The organism is Stieleria neptunia, from assembly GCF_007754155.1.
Classification (GTDB): domain Bacteria; phylum Planctomycetota; class Planctomycetia; order Pirellulales; family Pirellulaceae; genus Stieleria; species Stieleria neptunia.
On record NZ_CP037423.1, the window covers coordinates 5892297 to 5909808 of the forward strand.

General features: G+C 57.3%; 15 protein-coding genes. 1 reads left to right on the forward strand and 14 read right to left on the reverse strand.

Annotation, left to right across the window (positions count from 1 at the left end; all coding sequences use genetic code 11):
* Positions 1-134: 134 nt before the first annotated feature.
* The 14 genes from Enr13x_RS20465 to Enr13x_RS20530 all read right to left on the reverse strand — a co-directional run bounded on the left by Enr13x_RS20465 (position 135) and on the right by Enr13x_RS20530 (position 16018).
* Positions 135-1721, reverse strand: coding sequence for a hypothetical protein (locus Enr13x_RS20465; protein ID WP_145385934.1), 1587 nt, complete (start codon positions 1719-1721; stop codon positions 135-137).
* Between the two features lie 849 nt (positions 1722-2570).
* The gene (locus Enr13x_RS20470; RefSeq protein WP_145388782.1) at positions 2571-3662 is read right to left on the reverse strand and encodes an RHS repeat domain-containing protein; all 1092 of its coding nucleotides are present in this window, start codon (positions 3660-3662) and stop codon (positions 2571-2573) included.
* Between the two features lie 25 nt (positions 3663-3687).
* On the reverse strand, positions 3688-4644 hold the full coding sequence (locus tag Enr13x_RS20475) for a tyrosine-type recombinase/integrase (RefSeq protein WP_145388783.1): 957 nt from the start codon (positions 4642-4644) through the stop codon (positions 3688-3690).
* 510 nt (positions 4645-5154) lie between these two features.
* Positions 5155-5550 carry a site-specific integrase gene (locus tag Enr13x_RS20480; RefSeq protein ID WP_145388784.1) on the reverse strand — a complete coding sequence of 132 codons (396 nt, stop codon included), beginning with the start codon at positions 5548-5550 and terminating at the stop codon, positions 5155-5157.
* Between the two features lie 608 nt (positions 5551-6158).
* Positions 6159-6596 (reverse strand): hypothetical protein, encoded by a 438-nt coding sequence (locus tag Enr13x_RS20485; RefSeq protein WP_145388785.1) that lies wholly within the window; start codon positions 6594-6596, stop codon positions 6159-6161.
* A gap of 1382 nt (positions 6597-7978) precedes the next feature.
* Entirely contained in the window at positions 7979-9160 is a 1182-nt protein-coding gene (locus Enr13x_RS20490; protein WP_231743665.1) for an RHS repeat-associated core domain-containing protein, read from the reverse strand.
* A gap of 338 nt (positions 9161-9498) precedes the next feature.
* The gene (locus Enr13x_RS20495; RefSeq protein WP_145388787.1) at positions 9499-10344 is read right to left on the reverse strand and encodes a DUF1559 family PulG-like putative transporter; all 846 of its coding nucleotides are present in this window, start codon (positions 10342-10344) and stop codon (positions 9499-9501) included.
* A gap of 62 nt (positions 10345-10406) precedes the next feature.
* Entirely contained in the window at positions 10407-10766 is a 360-nt protein-coding gene (locus tag Enr13x_RS20500) for a hypothetical protein (RefSeq protein WP_231743666.1), read from the reverse strand.
* A complete protein-coding gene (locus tag Enr13x_RS20505; RefSeq protein ID WP_197455240.1) occupies positions 10763-11227 on the reverse strand; it encodes a prepilin-type N-terminal cleavage/methylation domain-containing protein in 465 nt (154 codons plus the stop codon). Before Enr13x_RS20505 ends, Enr13x_RS20500 begins: the two co-directional genes overlap by 4 nt.
* A 53-nt stretch (positions 11228-11280) precedes the next feature.
* Positions 11281-11658: an acyltransferase gene (locus tag Enr13x_RS20510; protein ID WP_145388789.1), complete on the reverse strand. Its 378-nt coding sequence runs from the start codon at positions 11656-11658 to the stop codon at positions 11281-11283.
* A 43-nt stretch (positions 11659-11701) separates the two neighbouring features.
* Entirely contained in the window at positions 11702-12967 is a 1266-nt protein-coding gene (locus tag Enr13x_RS20515) for a type II secretion system F family protein (RefSeq protein ID WP_231743667.1), read from the reverse strand.
* A 17-nt stretch (positions 12968-12984) separates the two neighbouring features.
* A complete protein-coding gene (locus Enr13x_RS20520) occupies positions 12985-13797 on the reverse strand; it encodes a hypothetical protein (RefSeq protein ID WP_145388790.1) in 813 nt (270 codons plus the stop codon).
* Positions 13794-14849, reverse strand: a complete 1056-nt coding sequence (locus Enr13x_RS20525) for a type II secretion system F family protein (protein WP_145388791.1) — start codon at positions 14847-14849, stop codon at positions 13794-13796. Before Enr13x_RS20525 ends, Enr13x_RS20520 begins: the two co-directional genes overlap by 4 nt.
* Positions 14846-16018: a GspE/PulE family protein gene (locus Enr13x_RS20530; RefSeq protein WP_145388792.1), complete on the reverse strand. Its 1173-nt coding sequence runs from the start codon at positions 16016-16018 to the stop codon at positions 14846-14848. Before Enr13x_RS20530 ends, Enr13x_RS20525 begins: the two co-directional genes overlap by 4 nt.
* An 85-nt stretch (positions 16019-16103) precedes the next feature.
* Here Enr13x_RS20530 and Enr13x_RS20535 point away from each other — a divergent pair, with 85 nt between their 5' ends.
* Positions 16104-17336 (forward strand): DUF1559 domain-containing protein, encoded by a 1233-nt coding sequence (locus Enr13x_RS20535; RefSeq protein ID WP_145388793.1) that lies wholly within the window; start codon positions 16104-16106, stop codon positions 17334-17336.
* Positions 17337-17512: the final 176 nt, after the last annotated feature.

Consider the following 17512-nt stretch of genomic DNA (forward strand, 5'->3'; position numbering starts at 1 on the left):
GGCCGAACAGACAAGCTGTCGGTTGAGGGTTGACCGAGTGGCTCGTTCCCGGCTTACCTCGCTTGGGCTCGGACGCGGTCACTTTCGCCCTTCTTGATAGGGTGCATTCCCATTTAGTTGACGCAAAAATCACGTTAATCGTCGGCCGAAAGGAGTTGTTGGTCAGTGGCTTCAACTTTGCAGCTCATTGGACGAGGCTCCCAGTGCCAACTGTCGCTTGCCTGGGTGCGACGGAATTCGGCCAGCTCGCCGATTGATTCATCCCAACGATTAGGAATCAGATGAGCGCGAACTTGAAGCATCTGCTCCGCGTTTTCGCTTTTCCAAAACATTGCATTGCTCTTTAGACGCAAATTGATCACGCGGCGAATGCTGCTTTCGATCGCCCCGCTACCACAAGGGATTCCGCTGCGACGATAGGCAGGGTAACTCAACCGACCCGCTTCACCATGTCGGCAAAGGTAATGGATTTCTGTTTCCAGTTCTGTGGCCGATTTTCCGACGCGTTCTAGGCCGGCGAGCTCATCAACCACTCGCCGCCATTGACCGTTTCGCAGCAGCGTTCGGTACTGACGATAAAGCCCCTGGCGGACGTCTGCGTCGAGCCCAAGCGAAGCAAGCGCTTTGGAAACGTGATGCACCGCATGGCAGCAGTCCAAGACCTGATGCGTGACGACGCTCGTGAGTCCCGCATATTGAATGATGCGATCAATACGATCCCAAATCCAGGGGGCGCCATCGGCGACGAACGTCACGCTATGTGCCTCCGCGGCTCCGAGCCGATGCAGATGCATCGCAACCAATTCGGCGATCGCGTCGGGCCCAGTCAGGGTGCCGTCGATCGTCGCTTCATGCTCCTTCACCATCCGCCCCTGCTCGTCGTGAACAAAAATCGTCATCAGTTTAGGCTCCCGCCAGTCCGCTTCAAACGAGCGTGCAGGTTTCTTTGCCGAGCGCCCGGGCGAGTCAGCTTGCCCCTGAGCGACATCATCGCTTGACGCATTGGAAGTCGATGCAGGTAGCATTTTGCCGCGTATTTTCATTCTTCCGCCATCAATTTGCACCGACACTCGTTTCCCGGCCAATTCACCGGTGCTCGCCAACTTGCCCTGCCGAAACAGTTTGAGCCGATGCCGTCGTAGGCGCAATAAGCCGTCGCCAGATTGATAGGCGATCCGTTTGACCGCCTTGATATCAAGTGTGATACCATCGCGAACCAGTTCTCGGTGAGCCACTTCGATCGAAGGACACAATGCCACTTGGCGTGCCACGCGACTCTCCAGCGCGGGCGAGACGCCTTTGCCGAACCCGAATTGAGCAAGCGAAACATGCAAGCCGACGCGGGGCGAATCGTCTCGACCAAGCAACTTTTTCTTAGGGGCACAGTAGAGCGCTGTGGCCCAGAACAGCATGCCGCCGAGCAAACGAACGGCGACCCTAGTCTCGCGCCCTTTCTGAAGCGGTCTTGAGAAGTTGACCCGACTCGATTGGCATGCCTTTTCAAAACCTTTTTCGATCATGGTCGCGGAGATCAGCCCGGCGACGACCATGTCCGCACCGCGGGCAAAGGCATCATGGATGGTTCTTTCCAGCGTTGCGAGTTGCTCGGGATGATCTGAGATCCGTTGTTTCCAGAGCGTAACTTTGGGAACCAACTGAGCGTAAAAGAGCGCGAGCATTTCTTCGGCCGACTCAATCCGTTCACCATTCTCTTGCCCCATGTCTAGTCCTTGCATTGTCGTCGGCATCCTTGCTAGGCGAGTGGAAAATCATCCTTGAATCGCCCAAGATACCGTCAACACCGGATCCAGAAACAGCAGCCAAGCCCCCGACGGGTTGCTAGCAAAAACGTCAACTAAATGGGAATGCACCCTCTTGATAAGGAGCTCGGCATCCTGCCTCGCACTGTCTTTATCGGGCTCCGCCCTCGGCGTCGGTGCTGCTCGCTCGCGCTCGGCGCTACCCTCATCCTTCGGTCGCTGTCACCACCTCCGTCAACCGTCGGCTCCGCTCGGTCGATCCCTCCCTCACTCCGGTCGGCGAACGATGGCCCGCTCGGTCTTCCCAACTTCCAACTCTTCTCTTTCAACTTGGAACCTGGAACTTGAAACATAGAACCGCTCCCCCGCTTCCCTGCCATCGTTCTCCGACTGACATCCTGTCACCGACGGGTTTCAGTCTACGGGCATCCTACCCGCCGTGCCTTCGGCGTTCTTTGCGCTCGAGCTGTGTCCGACCGGTCAACTGGGATAGCTTCGCGGCCAAGCGTTGCGGCGGAAGTTGGCTCGGTCCTGTGATCACATCACTCGTCCGCCGCTGATTGGCGGGATTCAACCCCCGTCCCCTTTGATGCGTTCGGTTCCGAGCTTTCGTTTGAATTTCTTGACTGGACGCCCTGTCCATCCGTCGAACTATGTGCATTTCCAGGAAGGTTCCCGAAATTCCGCTTTTGAGGAACTGATTGCGTATCCTTTACGAAAGCTAGCACACAAAGCAGGCATACAGAAACAATTAGGGTTACCAGCAACACATACTTGCCGGAGTAATTGGCACCTCGGTTGTTCACGTTATCACCATGGCAGGTTTGGTTTGCGTCCCTTGCACTTTTCGTAATAGTTTATGAACTCAAGCTCATCACCCTGTAGTGCATTTTGGATATTCGTAAGGCAAGCCTCCGATGATGGGCACAGACCTTCTTGCTTCAACCGCTGACAGATCGCTATTCGATCTTGGTGCAGATGCAGAAGTGAGATGCCATAGCCTTCCGTCTCACGACACTCTTCTGAGCCGAAGCAAGTTTGCCTTACGTGAACGCACTCGTGCATCATCGACAACAATCCCTGAATCGCATTGTTGCAACTGCTGCATGCAACGGCATTCGGCGGCATGTATACACGATTGCCTCTTTGCCCAAATAGACGGCATACGTGATTACAAAGCGTCAAGGGACCATTGCGCGCGATTTTGTAGTTCATAGCGCATAGTGACCTACGTGGCATCACTCGGAAAAGCTTATTTACGCAGGCGCGTTCAGCCCCCGTTGGATTTCTCGCACCATTCGAGTTGTCCCATGCTCTGTGTTTTGCAAGACATCCAACGAGACCCACCGTACCTACAATTGCACAGCCAGCAATAACCCCAATCTTTCCAGTAGGATCGAGAGAATTCAATGTCTCAGATGAAACGTACTCGTATAAATTATTCGGACTTCCGTCATACCCGATTGGGTCTCTGGAGCCAAACCGGCCAAGACGCGAAAGATAGATTCGGGCGCGGTAGTGGTAAGTGTCGGTGATGTCGTCGTACTCACGTCCGGTGTAGGTGTACCGGTTGCCTTCGGCAGTGGTCGTACGGATCGTACCTGCCGCATCGTAGATCGTAGGTGTGCCGTACGCCGTGTAGGCGTAGCGTTCCTTGATCGTCCCACTTGAATCCGTCAGGGCGTTGATGCTGTACTGTTGGGTGCCGTGATAGCGAAACGCCAACTTGATTGATGACTTGTCGCTTTCAGTGCGTGATTTGTCGGGCGAGCAGGTTGGTTGACGAAGCGTTTTGCAGCTACGGATTTGTTTTGAATCGGCGCACGACTTGACGCCTCCCGCGCGGCGGCGCGCGAGACGGCGTTGAAGGGTTCGACGACGGGATGTTGGCTTGCAGAGCATCCCGCCATTGTAACTGATGGACAGGCTATTCGGTGTCGCTTTGCGGTGGGCGGTCCTTGGCTCCCGGATGCGTTTTGTCGTGGACTTCGCGCAGGCGTTTGATCGACACGTGCGTGTAGATTTGGGTGGTGTTGAGCTGCTCGTGACCGAGTAACGTTTGGATCGAGCGCAGGTCCGAGCCGCCTTCGAGCATCAACGTCGCTGTGGTGTGGCGGAGCATGTGACAACTGCCGGGCTTGGTGATACCCGCCGCGCTCAAGTAGCTCCTGACGAGTTGGCTGAGTGTGACCGGATGAAACGCGTTGCCGCGGGACGTTAGGAAGATCACTTGCGTATCGTCGTCGAGCAGTGCGGGGCGACCATCGTGAAGGTATTTCATCAGCCATCCGAGTGCTCGTTTGCCGGTCGGTACCACGCGATCCTTGCGTCCCTTGCCTTGGCGGATCATCGCAAGACCGGACTCGTGGTTGATGTCGTCGAGCTTCAGTGCGATCAACTCGGCGCGTCGCATGCCGGTGGCATAAAAGAGTTCCAATATCGCGCGGTCGCGAAGACCGGTTGGCGTGGTGAGATCGACTGAACTGAGTAGCGTTTCGATTTCGTCGATCGTCAGGTGCGATGATGGGAGACGCTGTTCTTCTTTGGGCAGTTCGATGCCGGTTGATGGATCGCTGTTGATCCAACCCTGTTCGGTCAGCCATGCGAGCCAGTGTGCGACCGTTGACAAGTAACTTGCTTGAGTACAGAACCTGAGCGACTTGCCGGTGCGTTCGTTGCGGTAGTGATAAAGCCAACGACGATAGGCTGCGAGTGACTCGGGCGTGATCTCGGTGACGGACTCGATGCCGCGTTCGCTTGACCAGGTGATGAACTTGTTCAAGACGTAGTCGCGGCGCGAGATGGTCGTGGCCGACCAGTTGTTCATCTTGAGGTGGTTGAAGTAACGAGACAGCAGGACGGTGGGAGTAGGAAGGTTTGACATGGATTTGCATCCTGGGGTTGCAATCGGCGCGCACCGGTAGCCGGGCGTGCTCGATCAGGGTGAAGGCGACCGGGTGAACGTCACCACGGCCGAAGAAGGCGGCATCACGGCCGTGGTGATGCAGCTATGGCAAGGCTTTTAATGAGGGGGCCTTGCGAGGTTTTGGCACCGGTTTCGATGCCAGAGCGGTTAAGCCTCCAACGCACAACGACTTACTGATTGCGTGAGGTGGGGTGAAGCTGCAGAAGAGCAGCGTCAGAGCCGGGGTTGAGCTTGCTTGCTCAGGGGGTTGAGGTCTGGAACAAGGGGGTCGAGGTTTTGGTTGTAGTTGTCGTTTCTTGAGCGTTTGAATGGGGGTGGCTTGCCACGTTTTGGAGTTCGGTTGGGTTGGATCGTTGTTAGCTGCTTGACTGGGAACGACTTGCGTCAATCGAAAGCGGGCCGGACGGCACCGGAACCCTACCGGATGCTACCCGGCAGGTTGACTGCAGGCCCCGGAAGGTTGGCGTCCTAGGCCGGAAGCTTTTGGTCATAGCGGCTGTTGCTTGGCAGATTCGCCTTGCCGCGTTTATCGATCGGGGGAACCGTCGCTGCGATGTCACTGGAGAAATTGGTCTCTCGCGCAAGCCATTCAAACAAGCGACGAAGCTTTGTGACGCGTTCACGAACGATGCGGATCCCAATCGCTGCACCATTGATTAAGTCAACTTCGTTTTGCAGGTGACCAACATAGTCAGCGGCGGTTGTGTCGCTGATTTGGTCGTTGGCTGTGATCGATTGCGTTTGACACCAGGTGACGAAGTAGTCCAGTTGCTGCCTGGTGATGTTGACGATGCGTCGTTTGTGCCCCGATCGTTGCAGGTATTCGACGTAGCTTTGGACCAGGGCTGGTAATGTCGAAGCCATCGGGGGTGACCTTGTGTTGGTGCGTTGCGATCGCGCGGACGCCTTGGGGAAGATCCATGCCGGCGGGGTCGCGTGGGCTTGGCGATCCGGCCGGCTGCGCTGCGTGTCTCTCGGTTGTCACTGATGGCGGCGGCCTTGATCGGTGGCGATGGTGATCAAGTTCAATGAGCCCGAGAGCGTGGGCCACCTCGATGACGCGACAGCTCCGCCTGGTTGTCAACAGAGCAACTCGCCAACCGCGGCGAAAGTAGAAAACCGCTTCGTCATCAATCGTTAAAGTCAACGCACTTGGTGTTAACGATCGCACGTGAGTGTTTTTTGACTCTCGCCTTCTCTCGGCCTGATCGCCGGAGGGTCACGGGTGACGGCGTCAGTCCGGCTCGGCGAGAGCCAAAAAACATTGGGAAGAGTGGGCGGTCGGCTTTTGACGTGAAGTCCCGGACGCCCGGGGAGTGGTGTGCCCATGAATGCCGGGGAGCCTGTCGGAGATTCGCAGAGGGCTTTGGCCGAACAGACAAGCTGTCGGTTGACGGTTTACCGAATGGCTCGTTCCCGGCTTACCTCGCTTAGGCTCGGACGCGGTCTCTTGCGCGATCCAATAGGCGAATTTACTCATTGGACGCGAGTTTCTTCAGTCGCGATCGAATAGCGTTTGGCTGACGCTGAAAGATCACCGCCAGTTCGTCGATCGTCTTACCATCACGATGTTTTTCGCTGAGGTGAAGATCTTCCTCCTTGGTCCAAGCTGTATAGGCATTCGGGTAACGCTCGCGTATCTGATTTACTCGATCTTCGTAACTCGATTGTTCGACTGCGTCGTTGAGCGCACGCACGTCATGGTAGATTGCGCCAGCTGCCCGAACGATCGTATCGAGGAATTTTGGAAGAGACGACTCGTAAACGACGATCGACTCCACTTTAGAGTTCATTGACGGGTTCCTCTGAATGCAAAGATATTTCTTTTCACCGACGCCCTCGCGAACTTCAACCAAGTACTCGTTCGCCCCGATGGTTATTGAATCAGAGAAGTATCTCGCCGGTTTCATTGCTGAATTTGGTCACGCGTGAACTGAATGTCTGAATGTTCCATAGGAGACGATGCATCAGTTTACACCGCATCAGGTCTCCATTGTCTCGCCGTGATGATGAGACTCGGTTCGAGAGCGGCCGAGTGGCTTGGCGGATCAGTGCCGAGGAGCCTGTCGGAGATTCGCAGAGGGCTTTGGCCGAAAAGACAAGCTGTCGGATGACGGTTTACCGAGCGTCTCGTTCCCGGCTTACCTCGCTTGGGCTCGGACGCGGTCACTTTCGCCCTTCTTGATATGGAGCTCGGCCTCCTGCCTCGCACTGTTCTTATCGGGCTCCGCCCTCGGCGTCGGTGCTGCTCGCTCGCGCTCGGCGCTGCCCTCATCCTTCGGTCGCTGTCAGCACCTCCGTCAACCGTCGGCTCCGCTCGGTCGATCCCTCCCTCGCTCCGGTCGGCGAACGATGGCCCGCTCACCTCGTTCAACTTCAAAGTTCATCTCTTTCAACTTGGAGCATGGAATTTGAAACCTGAAACTGTGCTCCCGCTTCCTGCCATCGTTCTCCGACTGACATCGTGTCACCGACGGGTTTCAGTCGACGGGCATCCTACCCGCCGTGCCTTCGGCGTTCTTTGCGCGTCCTGGTGCGCAGTCGGTCGATCGGTAGGGCAATGCGGCCATTAATTGCGGCGGACGTTGGCTCGGTCCTGCGTTCACGTCAATCGTCCGCCGTGAGCTCAGAGACAGTGACCATCAAATTATATATCCTGCCAATCTATCCTGACCAATTTTTTTGGACTCTTTTTCTTCGTCCAAAGTGCTCGGCCTAGTTCTTTGATCTCAGCGTCTTCCCCTTTCTCTCACGACGTTCGGGTGCATAACCAGTCGCTTGCGCCCCTGTAGGAGAGTCTGACAATAGAAAGTGATTCATGAATCCAATTCCATTGCTCTTTGCCTGATGAATCGAGTGCAGCAATCCGTGAATCTTCTTACTTGACTCGAGGCCATCCCCCAAGTTGGAGAGCCTGAGAGGCAGCGTCCACGCCATATTGTCTCCGTCGATTGCCGAAAAAACGAAGACGATGTCGTCACTATGCAACCTTCCTCCCAAATCGCTGCGCGCTTCTAGGTCGGTCCTCAGACTCTCCAAGTAATGCCTGAATTCACCCTCTCCAAACTGTATTGCTCCGCTTAACTCCTGACGTAATCGCCCATCGCCAAGAATTGCCGACCACCGAGTTTCGTTACCTCGTTGCGATATCAATAGCGTTTCCGTGCGAATCCCATCGCCAAATTTTGCAGACACACATACCACGAGTTTTTGCGATTTGGCGACTGCCTGAGTCTCTGCAGGTGCATTCGGCGGTGCCGCCAGGATGTAAATGATTAGGCACGCGAAGACTTTAGTAAGTGCTTGACCATACAGGGAACGGTAAGACTCGGTCCTCATCGCAAGTACTCCAGTAAAGTTCTTTGTCGGGGTCAAATGGATGCGCAATTGGCTGCCCGCCCGAATATGTCATTTCGATCAGCCCAAATCCGTTATCAAGCGATACTTGGCAATTGGAAGCACTAGTCGATCCTACTGTGACAGTGAGCCAAACATGAATGTAGACTTTCGGCGGCTTGCCCTGTGAACTTGCACGCAACTCCTTTGTGAAACACTTTGAACCAACTCGATCAAAGGCGGATTCGAATATCTGTGCCCAGTCGTAGCAGTACCAACCACCAACTCTGATAGGATTTCTGTCCGGTACACTGCTGAAGTTTGCTTGCCAAGCCGACAGCCATGCCTTTACAAGCAAAATAGAGTCCGTGTTGCATTCGGCTTCGGTACAATCGCACTGACAGTTCTTGCATGCGGCTTGCAACTTCGAAATCCCGTTGTAGATCCCACGAAGCCCGTCCAAGTAGTCAATCCTGTTCGGATGGGAAGGAGGCGTGATCGGACACCTAACATCCACTTCACCAGTTGCAGTCCGGATGTAGCACGTGTTTTCGGGAGTTCGTTTCCAAATGAAGTTTCCTTGCCCGTCAATTCCAACCAAATCTTGCGACAAAAGGCCTGTAGGGTCGACGCGTAAGATTGCGAAATAATTCGCGTAAGCATTTTGGCCATCAACATATCCAAGAAGATCCTTCGCGCAAAACCGTCCACACACCGGATCATACATTCGAGCCCGGAAGTGGTAGAGTTCCAGCTCTTCATCCCACTCGCGTCCGGTGTACGCGTAGCGGTTGCCTTCGGCCGTCGTCGTACGTGCAGTTCCGCTGCCATCAAAGATCGACAGGTTGCCATACGCGTCGTAGGCGTAGCGTTCCTTGATCGTCCCGCTCGAATCGGTCAGTGCGTTGATGCTGTACTGTTGGGTGCGATGGTAGTAACGCATTCCGTCGGGAGCGGTACGGGCGACTAGTTTGTCGTTGTAGGTGGGGGTGGTCGACGCAGGGACTGAGGGGGAGTCCTCGATCGCTTGCCGGCCGGTTTGGATCTGGATGCGCGACATTGTGCCGTCGCCTCGTGCGACTCGGTGGCCGAGGTTCTCCCTATCGTCGAAGATGCCGTCGGTGCCGATGCTTCCCATGAACGAACCCTTAGCGATCATCGTTGCGATGAGACTCACACTGCCGTTGTTTCGGTTGTCGTCGCCGCCGTCGCGGAGATTGCCGATCGTTGGCCTAGGATAACGGATGCTCGACAGCGTGTGGTTGCGGTTGTACGCCGGGGGTCGGCCATCGTTTGATGCTCTGGTGTGTACGGTGGTTCAGTTCAGTTTGAATGTGGATCGTCGGCTGGGGATTGGGGGGGACGATTGGCACGCGCCGCTCGCTGACGCGTTCCGCTGGAAGCGGCACTCTCATTCTGGAGCAGCGGGTTGAACTTTTTTGACCCTGTATCGCAACCCGGTCGGTGGAATGGAATTCATTCGACGCTTTGGCGGCGTTGTTCTTCGATCGATTGAAAGTGCAGGGGCAGCCCGCCGTCGCGTCGGTCGACCATCTGCTCCAGGACGCGTTGATCCGTTTGATCGGTCTGGAAGCGGATTTGGCCTGATCCGAACAGCACGTGCACACCGGCGGGATGATGGCTGCCAATCGATCCGACAGTCGATGGCGGCAAGGGCGTGAACATGTCGTCGCTGGTTTGGATGCCGCCGCCGACGTTGCGAAGTGTGGCGCGGGTGCCGCTGAGCCAACCCAGGTCCTCGTCTCGCAGCATTTTTTCCGAGACAAACGCGGTGTTGGACATGCCGTCGCTGATGTCGTCTCGGCTGATCGCCAGATTCAAAACGAACGCACCGTGGTCGGATTCGTCGATCGCCTTTTCGGCCGGATGATGCAGTCCTACGTAGCAGCTGGCATTGGCCGGGTAGCGACCAGCCGACGGGCATTTCACACCCGGATACTGCAGCTGCAAAACCGCCGCGTTTCCTTCGTCGTAAATGCTAATGGACCGATCAATCTGGGCTGCGATCACCGGTTGGTCGAGTAAATCCAGCAGACGTCCCAACCAGTTGTGATGGTTCCCCACCGGTTCGTTTTGAACCGGCCCCGAGTCGGCGACGGTACCGACGGGAAACTGTTGCCAACGATCGTGATAGCTTTGGATCGCCATCCCGATCGGCGTCAACCGCGATTGGCAAAGCGACCGGCGAGACGATTCACGCATCGCTTGCAGTGCGGGCGCGGCCAGTCCCACCAGTATTCCGATGATCGCGATCACGACCAATAACTCGACCAAGGTGAACGCTCGACGGGATGCAGGCATCGTTGAAACAACCGAAGGAGGATCAAGAGGGGTGAGTGAGGTTGACGGCTCGTATGGGTGGATCATGAGTCGCTCCTTGCAAGTCGCTGGATGGACAGGCTGGGCTGGTCGTTGTGGTAGAGCGTTGCCTGGTACTGACGTTTCGTTTCCGGTCCACCGATGGATTCCACCATGATCCAACGGTTCGAGTCCTGGTCCAGGGGCAGTCGGACCTTTGCGTCCGAATCTGGGCCGGATTGTTCGACCGCCTCGATCGCCGATTGCAGAGCCATGATCGACTGGTGATGCAGCACGTGGTGACGTTCATTCGACGCACGTCGCGCCACCGACACGGCGAAGGTGCCGACCAGCAGGGCCAACATCAACACCAGCATCAAGCCGACCGACCCGGTGCGACGGATTCGTAACGAGCGGTGATTCATTCTCGTGTCGACCTTTCCGAAGCGAGGATTTCAATGGGTTGCTGTGGACGTTGTTTTGACGTGATGGTCCAGCGAACGGCACGGAGTTCCTCCAGCCATCGGACGTCAACGTTGGCGTCCTTGCCGAACGCGTAACTGTCGACCGACTGAGCCGAGTCATTTGATTCGACCACCCGGCGGCGGACCACGGATTCATCTTCGATCCGATAGGTCGTGGTCCGGTCGGGCGACGCGGCGGTCAGCACAAGTTCACCATCACTCAACACGCTGCGTTCGGCATGGTGAACGTCGCGGCGAATGTCGTCGGCAAATCGGCGGATCTCTTGTCGGTGAAATTGGTTTTGCGCTGCTTGCTGGCTGCTTTGCCGGGCGATCGACAGCAAACCGATCACACCGCCCAAGAGCGTGGCGGTCAATGTCAAGACCAGCAGCAACTCGATCAACGTGAACCCATTGGTCATCCTAGCACGTACCAACCTCGATCGTGAACGCATCCAGCTCGGATTGCTTCGGCTCATGACGTTGGCTCCAGTCGCCACAGATGATGCAACAAAGGGCGACCGCCGGCCTGAATCTTGATGGTCACGTGCAACCCTTGTTTGGCGTTTGATTCAAACGGTTCGACCGTGAATTCGGCTTCCGAATCGGTTTGCAACTTCGAGGCCGTTGTGGAAATCTCCGCGTAGGGAACACTCGCCAACCGCTCAGCAAGATTCTCCATCACGATTTGTTGACGCAATTGATCCATCGCGGCGCGGTCGTAATCCATGCTGGCCTGATGCGTTTTGAGCGCAATCGCGGTGGCGGCCGCAAAAAACGCCATGGCGACGAGTATCTCGAACAACATGAATCCATGTCGGCGTCGATGATTCTGTCGATGAAGACGAGTCATGAATTACATTCCCTCGCTCGCGCGTCGGCGAGATTGATCGAAGTCAGCCGGACATCCCGCTGATCAGACCGTACAAAAAGTGAAACAAAAACATCGTGTGGGCCAGCACAAAAACGCCGACCAACACCGTCGCCAACGGGACGAACCATGCCATACGAATTCTCCAGCGGTGTGCTTGACGGCGGCCCACGTCGCTGACCAATTTCGTGATCGCATCGGGCAGGTTTCCGTTGCTCGCTGCACAGGTCAACCAAACTTGCTCGCGGCCCGAGACGATTTTGCCGCCACGCATCGCCAGGGCCAGCGGCGTTCCGGCATCGAGCAATCGTTGAGCCGAACGGCAACGGGAACGAATCCAGCGAACGCCTGTGGTTTGGGCCGCAGATTGAAGAATCTGGGTTTCGGCAAGTCCGGCGCGCATCCCGCGTTCGAGTGTCCGCAGGATTTCGCAGCGCCATTGATCGATGGCCTTTCTGCCGAACCAGGGAACGCAGCGCGCCATCCACAGCGGCAGCCAACGGACGATTCCGGCGAGCAACAGCCAAGCCAGCAGCAAGCTGACGATGATGTTTCCCACCCACGCGACGGTCTCGAGCGCGGCGTGGGAACCGATCCTTGAGAAGGGCATCGCATCGTGGAGCTCGGTAAACAGTGGGATCAGGTGCGATCGGATCAGCATTCCGAACAACCAAGCCAGCACCATTGTGGCGACGACGTAGGTGAATTGTTGAGCGGTCAGTGTCATCGATCGAGAGGATTCATCCTGGACGTGAACCGGTGCAAGCGGGTCACGAATCGAATTCAATCGCAACGATTGGTCGTCGGACGAAGTCTCGTGGGTGTGAATCAGGGTCGCCGCCACGGTATCGGCATCCAGTGGAAGCCTGGCGCGACGGGCCGCATCGGCTAACGCTTGACCGCGATGCAAGCGTTTGGCACAACGTTTGGCTTGGCGAGCGATCCGACTGCGGCATCCGTTGGCCAGGTTGTCCAGCAACGCAGGCAGGGCGACGCCGGTGTCGGCGGCCATCCGCAGCCAACGGTTGAGCGAACGCTGCTCTTCACGGTAGCGCAACCGACTTGCCGCTGCGATCGACACGACAAACAGTGCGACCAGCAACAAGGTCACCGGGTGCGGTGCCGCCACGCACACCGCCAGCAGACACGCGATCCACAGCAACCATTCTGTCACGTCCAGAAACGCAATCAACAGCACAGGCATTTCAAGCGCCGAGCGACGGATCAACGGTCGCTTGACCCCGCGCAGGGCGACCGCAAAAACAGCCGGAACCGCGATTGCGACGATCATCTGAAGGATTCTGTCCGTCAATACATCAATCCCCGTATTTGCGTCTGCATCGACAACCCCATCAACAAGAGTGCAAAAAAGGCGACGAAGACTGACGCCAAGAGGAAGCTGATGGAAAGGACGGCGGCCGTGCGATCGAGTCGCGATTGCGCCAAAACGTGACACTCCGAAGCCGCCCGATGCCAGATCAAGACGGCTTGTTCCGGGGCAAGTGTTTCGGCTGCCAAAACCGCCACCGCGGACAACGGTTGGTCTTGAATCGGTGACGACTGCAGCACCACCGACAGCGGATGACCGAGCTCGATGCGTTTGGATGAAATCGCTGACCAACGCCGCAGCCCTGCATGATCAACCGCCTGCGAAGCTTGTTGCAACGCATCTCCATAGGTCTGTGAACGCAGCAACGATTGGTAGATCGATTGACACCACTCACCCATCGCCACCATCCTCATGGTCGATCCGATCCATGGCATCGCCCCGGCGATCGAGCACAACAGCGCGGGCAGGCGTTGGAGAATCATCATCAGGATCACGAGGTAGCCGACGATCGCGATGAACGCTACGACGGCATAGCCCAATGCCGCCATCTTCATCCACGTCACGTCGATCAATTCCGGTCTCCAAGAATGCAACACCACGGTGTCACTGGCGACTTCGGCCATGGTCAGGATCAAGTAGGCTCCGACCGCAAGGGCAGCCAACAGATACAACACCCCGATCGAAACCACGCGCGTCAGGCGGCGGCGTGTGTCCTCGCGAATCGATTGCCAAAGTTCCAGTTCGGCGGTCATGGCAATACTGTTTTCAGCGTTTGCATGCGATTGATTCATGGCACCACCTCACCGACGATATCCAACAGCGGCATCACGATGGCTCGCAGTAAGATCACCATCATTCCGATCATCAGGGCCCCCGTCACCAGGCGCGGCAGCATCTCGGTCCACCACGTTTGGTGACGCAGAGACTTTTGCGTGTAGAGATCGCTCAAACGCTGCAGATCCAGCGTGATGCTCTCCCCTTCACGGTTTCCGCAGACCAAATCGGCCACACATCGCCTGACCGGGCCGGGCGTGTCGGGCGGCATGGCCAACGAGGATTCCGAAGTTGTACCGCCGTGTATTTTCTCGATCACGCCGGCCCACGAAGCAGCAAACGCAGGGCCGGCGACCTCGGCGGCCGAGCCGATCAATCGGCCCAGTTCCAGGTCACTCGCGTTCGTCGCAGCCTGTCGATCGGGTGGGCTGATCTGAATCGCCAACCAGCGACAGAACGTGGCGTGGTCGCGATCAAGCCCGTTGCCACGGCGGGAGCGAGAAAAGCCCCAATACAACACCAACGAGAACAAGCCGACGACGATTAGGGTCGCGATGGCAGCCAGCAAAAAGTCTTGGGCGAAGGCCTGGCAGATCTCCGTGATCGACGGCGCGAAAGCCGGGCGAATCAGTTGCGATTCGGACAGCGACACGAGGATCCAGGGCATGACGAAAAACAGAACCGCCGCAGCGACGATGACGTTCAGCACCGGGTTGATCGACGCGATACGTATCCGACGCCGCGACTGATTGGATTGGCGAATCAACCGTCCGGCTTCGTCGATCGGTACCGTGGACCCGGTGCGCGCCATGACTTCCATCGCAACTCGCAGGGGCGCTTGGTAGACGCGCGACAAGGACGCAATCGATTCCGACGCCGGCTGGCCCCGGTCGATGCCGGATCGAACCGCCCTGGCCGCCCGCCCGATCTTTCCCATCGATGCGTCGTCCAAGTCGGCAAGTCCCGAAATCAAGGGGCGACCGGACGCCGCCATCGCGGACACTTCGCTCAGTAGCATCACGAGCGAGTCGTCGTCCAAGTTGATCTTCGGTGTGTCCGCTGACATCATGGTCGTCGCCCCAGCACGCGAAACACTTCGCCCGGATCCGTGCGGCCTTCGTCGACCAGTCGCGCCGCCTGGTCGTGCAGCGATTTGATCCCTGCTCGCGTGGCGATCGCGTCGATTTCCATGGCGGACCGTCCCTGGTCCAAACCGTCGAACACCGCTTGGCCGGCGGACGAACCATCAAACGCGAGGATCTGCGAGATCGGAATGCGTCCTTGGTATCCCGTGCCGTGACACCCATCACAATCCGGATTCGCGGATGAGTTGGATTGGGATCCACATGCTGAACAGAGCCGCCGCAACAAGCGTTGGCACAAGATGCCCTGCAGTCCACTTTGGATCGCGTAACTCGGCAACTTCATTTGCACCAGCCGACGTAGCGTCACACCGATTGAACCGGCATGGATGGACGAGAAACACAGATGGCCCGTCATCGACGCCGCCAAGACTGCTTCGGCGGTCTCAACGTCGCGAATTTCGCTGACCAGCAAAACTTCCGCATCTTGTCGAACCGCCGCCCGTAGTGCCGATGCCAGCGTCATGCCGCTGGTGGGCTGCAATTGACTTTGGCTGATCGAATCGATCACCGACTCGATCGGATCTTCGATCGTCAGAACGCTGCGCTGGAATCCGCTGCCGGCGATGTAGCGGAGACAAGCATAAAGTGTCGTGGTCTTGCCGCTGCCGGCGGGCCCCGCGACGAGCAGCCATCCGTCGCGTGAATCGCAGACCGATCGCAGTTGTTCTTGGGTGGCGGCATCGAACCCGAGCTGATCCAAATGGCGGACGGATTCGCGGTCTGCCATGATTCGGATCGCGGCGCGATTGCCGTGCACCGTGGGGAAAATGCCCAGCCGCATTTCATGTTCATTGCCGCTTGCGTCGCGCCAGCGAAGCGGGCCTTCCTGTGGGACGCCACCGCGATACGACGGCAATCCCGACAAGGCCATCAGACGGGAAACCGGGTCGCTGTGGTCGCTGAAGTCGTAGGAATCAAATGGTTGCAAGACGCCGTTGAGGCGGAACGAGACTTCCCATCGACCGGATCGCGGTTGAAGGTGCACGTCACTGGCGCCACGATCCAACGCCGCGGTCAAGCATTCGTTGACCATCGCGATCGCGAAGTCTGGATCGGTGGAGGATCGCCGCGATCGTGAGAAAGAAACCTGCATTCCTATTTCCGAAAAGCTCGCGTCACGATGCACGCGTGATGCGGGAGATTGTTAAGCTATGGTTTTCAACCCACTGGAAAAGACCATGAACCACCGCCGGTATCATAACGGATTCACGTTGCTGGAGTTGCTCGTTGTTGTTGGGGTCATCGGAATTTTGGTGGGACTGTTGTTGCCCGCGGTCCAGGCATCCCGCGAGGCGGCTCGGCGGATGAGCTGCAGCAATAACTTGCAGCAGGTGGCTTTGGGTGTCGCCCAGTACCATGATGCGTTCACCATCCTTCCGCCGCACGGGACCGGGACCTTCAACAACGCCAATGATCCGGCAGCGACGAACCAGTTTCGGCTGAGTTTTCTGGTGTCGATCACGCCGTTTCTGGGAAAGACGTCGGTTTGGAAGTCCATCAGCGACGAATGGGTCGGCCCGGTGCCCGGCAGCGACGTGCTCGGCGAAGAGGAGTTCGATGACATGATGATGGACGTCGACGAATTGAGCGATCCACAGCATCGCTATCCGAGCATGGGCCCCGTGCCATCGATGCAATCCTATGGACCTTGGGATGATGAGGTCCCGACCTATCGTTGCCCGTCGGATCCCGGCATCGGATCACCCGCGCTTGGACGAACCAATTATGCGGCCTGCTTGGGCGACGCGATCGAAGGTTTAGACGAGGGGCTGTGGCGCTATCAGGACTCCCAATGGTCGCCCAGCGGCGAGGCACAGATGCGGGCCACCGGCCGCGGGATGTTTGTCCCCAGAATGGTGACGTCGTTTGACGACGTGACCGACGGACTGTCGACGACGATCATGATCGGAGAGATCGCGACCGATCTTGGTGACAAAGACATTCGCACGGTTCCCTCCATTCAAAACGGTTGGGGCGGTGGGGTATTGGATGATATCCAAATCTGTCGCAGCCAGATCGATCCGGAGCGTCCCCGTTTTTGGAACGCACGCGGGTCGGTTCAATTGTCGTCCATTCGTGGCCAGGGACGAGGTTATCGTTGGGCCGACGCGATGCCGTTGATGTCCGGGTTCAACACGACGCTGCCGCCGAACACGCAACTTTGTTTCGGAGGCGATTCGACGACGATCGGAACGTTAACCGTCAGCAGTCGTCACCAGGGCGGAGGCCACGTGGCGATGGGCGACGGCAGTGTCGTCTTCCTCACCGATTCGATCGAAGCGGGAGCAGCGAAAGGAAGCGTGACATTGAACGGACAAGACGCATTGTCCCCGGGCAGCCCCAGCCCCTTCGGTTTGTGGGGAGCCTTGGGAACGCGCAATCAAAACGAATTGGTCGGCGAAGTGTTTTAGCAACGAGCGGTACATAAGTTTCGGATCTTTCAAAGTGGGATAGGCTTCCAGCCTGTCATTTCAGCATCGGCAGGCTGGAAGCCTATCGCACTTAATTTCCGCTCGTTGCTTAGGCGATGATCCAGCCGAGATAAAGCGGCAGAGAAGACCCCGATCCTGGGCAACCAGGTCGTCAA

Bases quoted from the DNA above. Each gene is read 5' to 3' on its own strand.
- Enr13x_RS20525 (WP_145388791.1), bottom strand. From the start codon at position 14,849: ATGATGTCAGCGGACACACCGAAGATCAACTTGGACGACGACTCGCTC.
- Enr13x_RS20485 (WP_145388785.1), bottom strand. From the start codon at position 6,596: ATGAAACCGGCGAGATACTTCTCTGATTCAATAACCATCGGGGCGAAC.
- Enr13x_RS20495 (WP_145388787.1), bottom strand. From the start codon at position 10,344: ATGCCTGCATCCCGTCGAGCGTTCACCTTGGTCGAGTTATTGGTCGTG.
- Enr13x_RS20520 (WP_145388790.1), bottom strand. From the start codon at position 13,797: ATGAATCAATCGCATGCAAACGCTGAAAACAGTATTGCCATGACCGCC.
- Enr13x_RS20480 (WP_145388784.1), bottom strand. From the start codon at position 5,550: ATGGCTTCGACATTACCAGCCCTGGTCCAAAGCTACGTCGAATACCTG.
- Enr13x_RS20515 (WP_231743667.1), bottom strand. From the start codon at position 12,967: ATGATCGTCGCAATCGCGGTTCCGGCTGTTTTTGCGGTCGCCCTGCGC.
- Enr13x_RS20470 (WP_145388782.1), bottom strand. From the start codon at position 3,662: ATGCTCTGCAAGCCAACATCCCGTCGTCGAACCCTTCAACGCCGTCTC.
- Enr13x_RS20500 (WP_231743666.1), bottom strand. From the start codon at position 10,766: ATGAATCACCGCTCGTTACGAATCCGTCGCACCGGGTCGGTCGGCTTG.
- Enr13x_RS20530 (WP_145388792.1), bottom strand. From the start codon at position 16,018: ATGCAGGTTTCTTTCTCACGATCGCGGCGATCCTCCACCGATCCAGAC.
- Enr13x_RS20475 (WP_145388783.1), bottom strand. From the start codon at position 4,644: ATGTCAAACCTTCCTACTCCCACCGTCCTGCTGTCTCGTTACTTCAAC.
- Enr13x_RS20465 (WP_145385934.1), bottom strand. From the start codon at position 1,721: ATGGGGCAAGAGAATGGTGAACGGATTGAGTCGGCCGAAGAAATGCTC.
- Enr13x_RS20535 (WP_145388793.1), top strand. From the start codon at position 16,104: ATGAACCACCGCCGGTATCATAACGGATTCACGTTGCTGGAGTTGCTC.
- Enr13x_RS20510 (WP_145388789.1), bottom strand. From the start codon at position 11,658: ATGACTCGTCTTCATCGACAGAATCATCGACGCCGACATGGATTCATG.
- Enr13x_RS20490 (WP_231743665.1), bottom strand. From the start codon at position 9,160: ATGGGAAGCATCGGCACCGACGGCATCTTCGACGATAGGGAGAACCTC.
- Enr13x_RS20505 (WP_197455240.1), bottom strand. From the start codon at position 11,227: ATGACCAATGGGTTCACGTTGATCGAGTTGCTGCTGGTCTTGACATTG.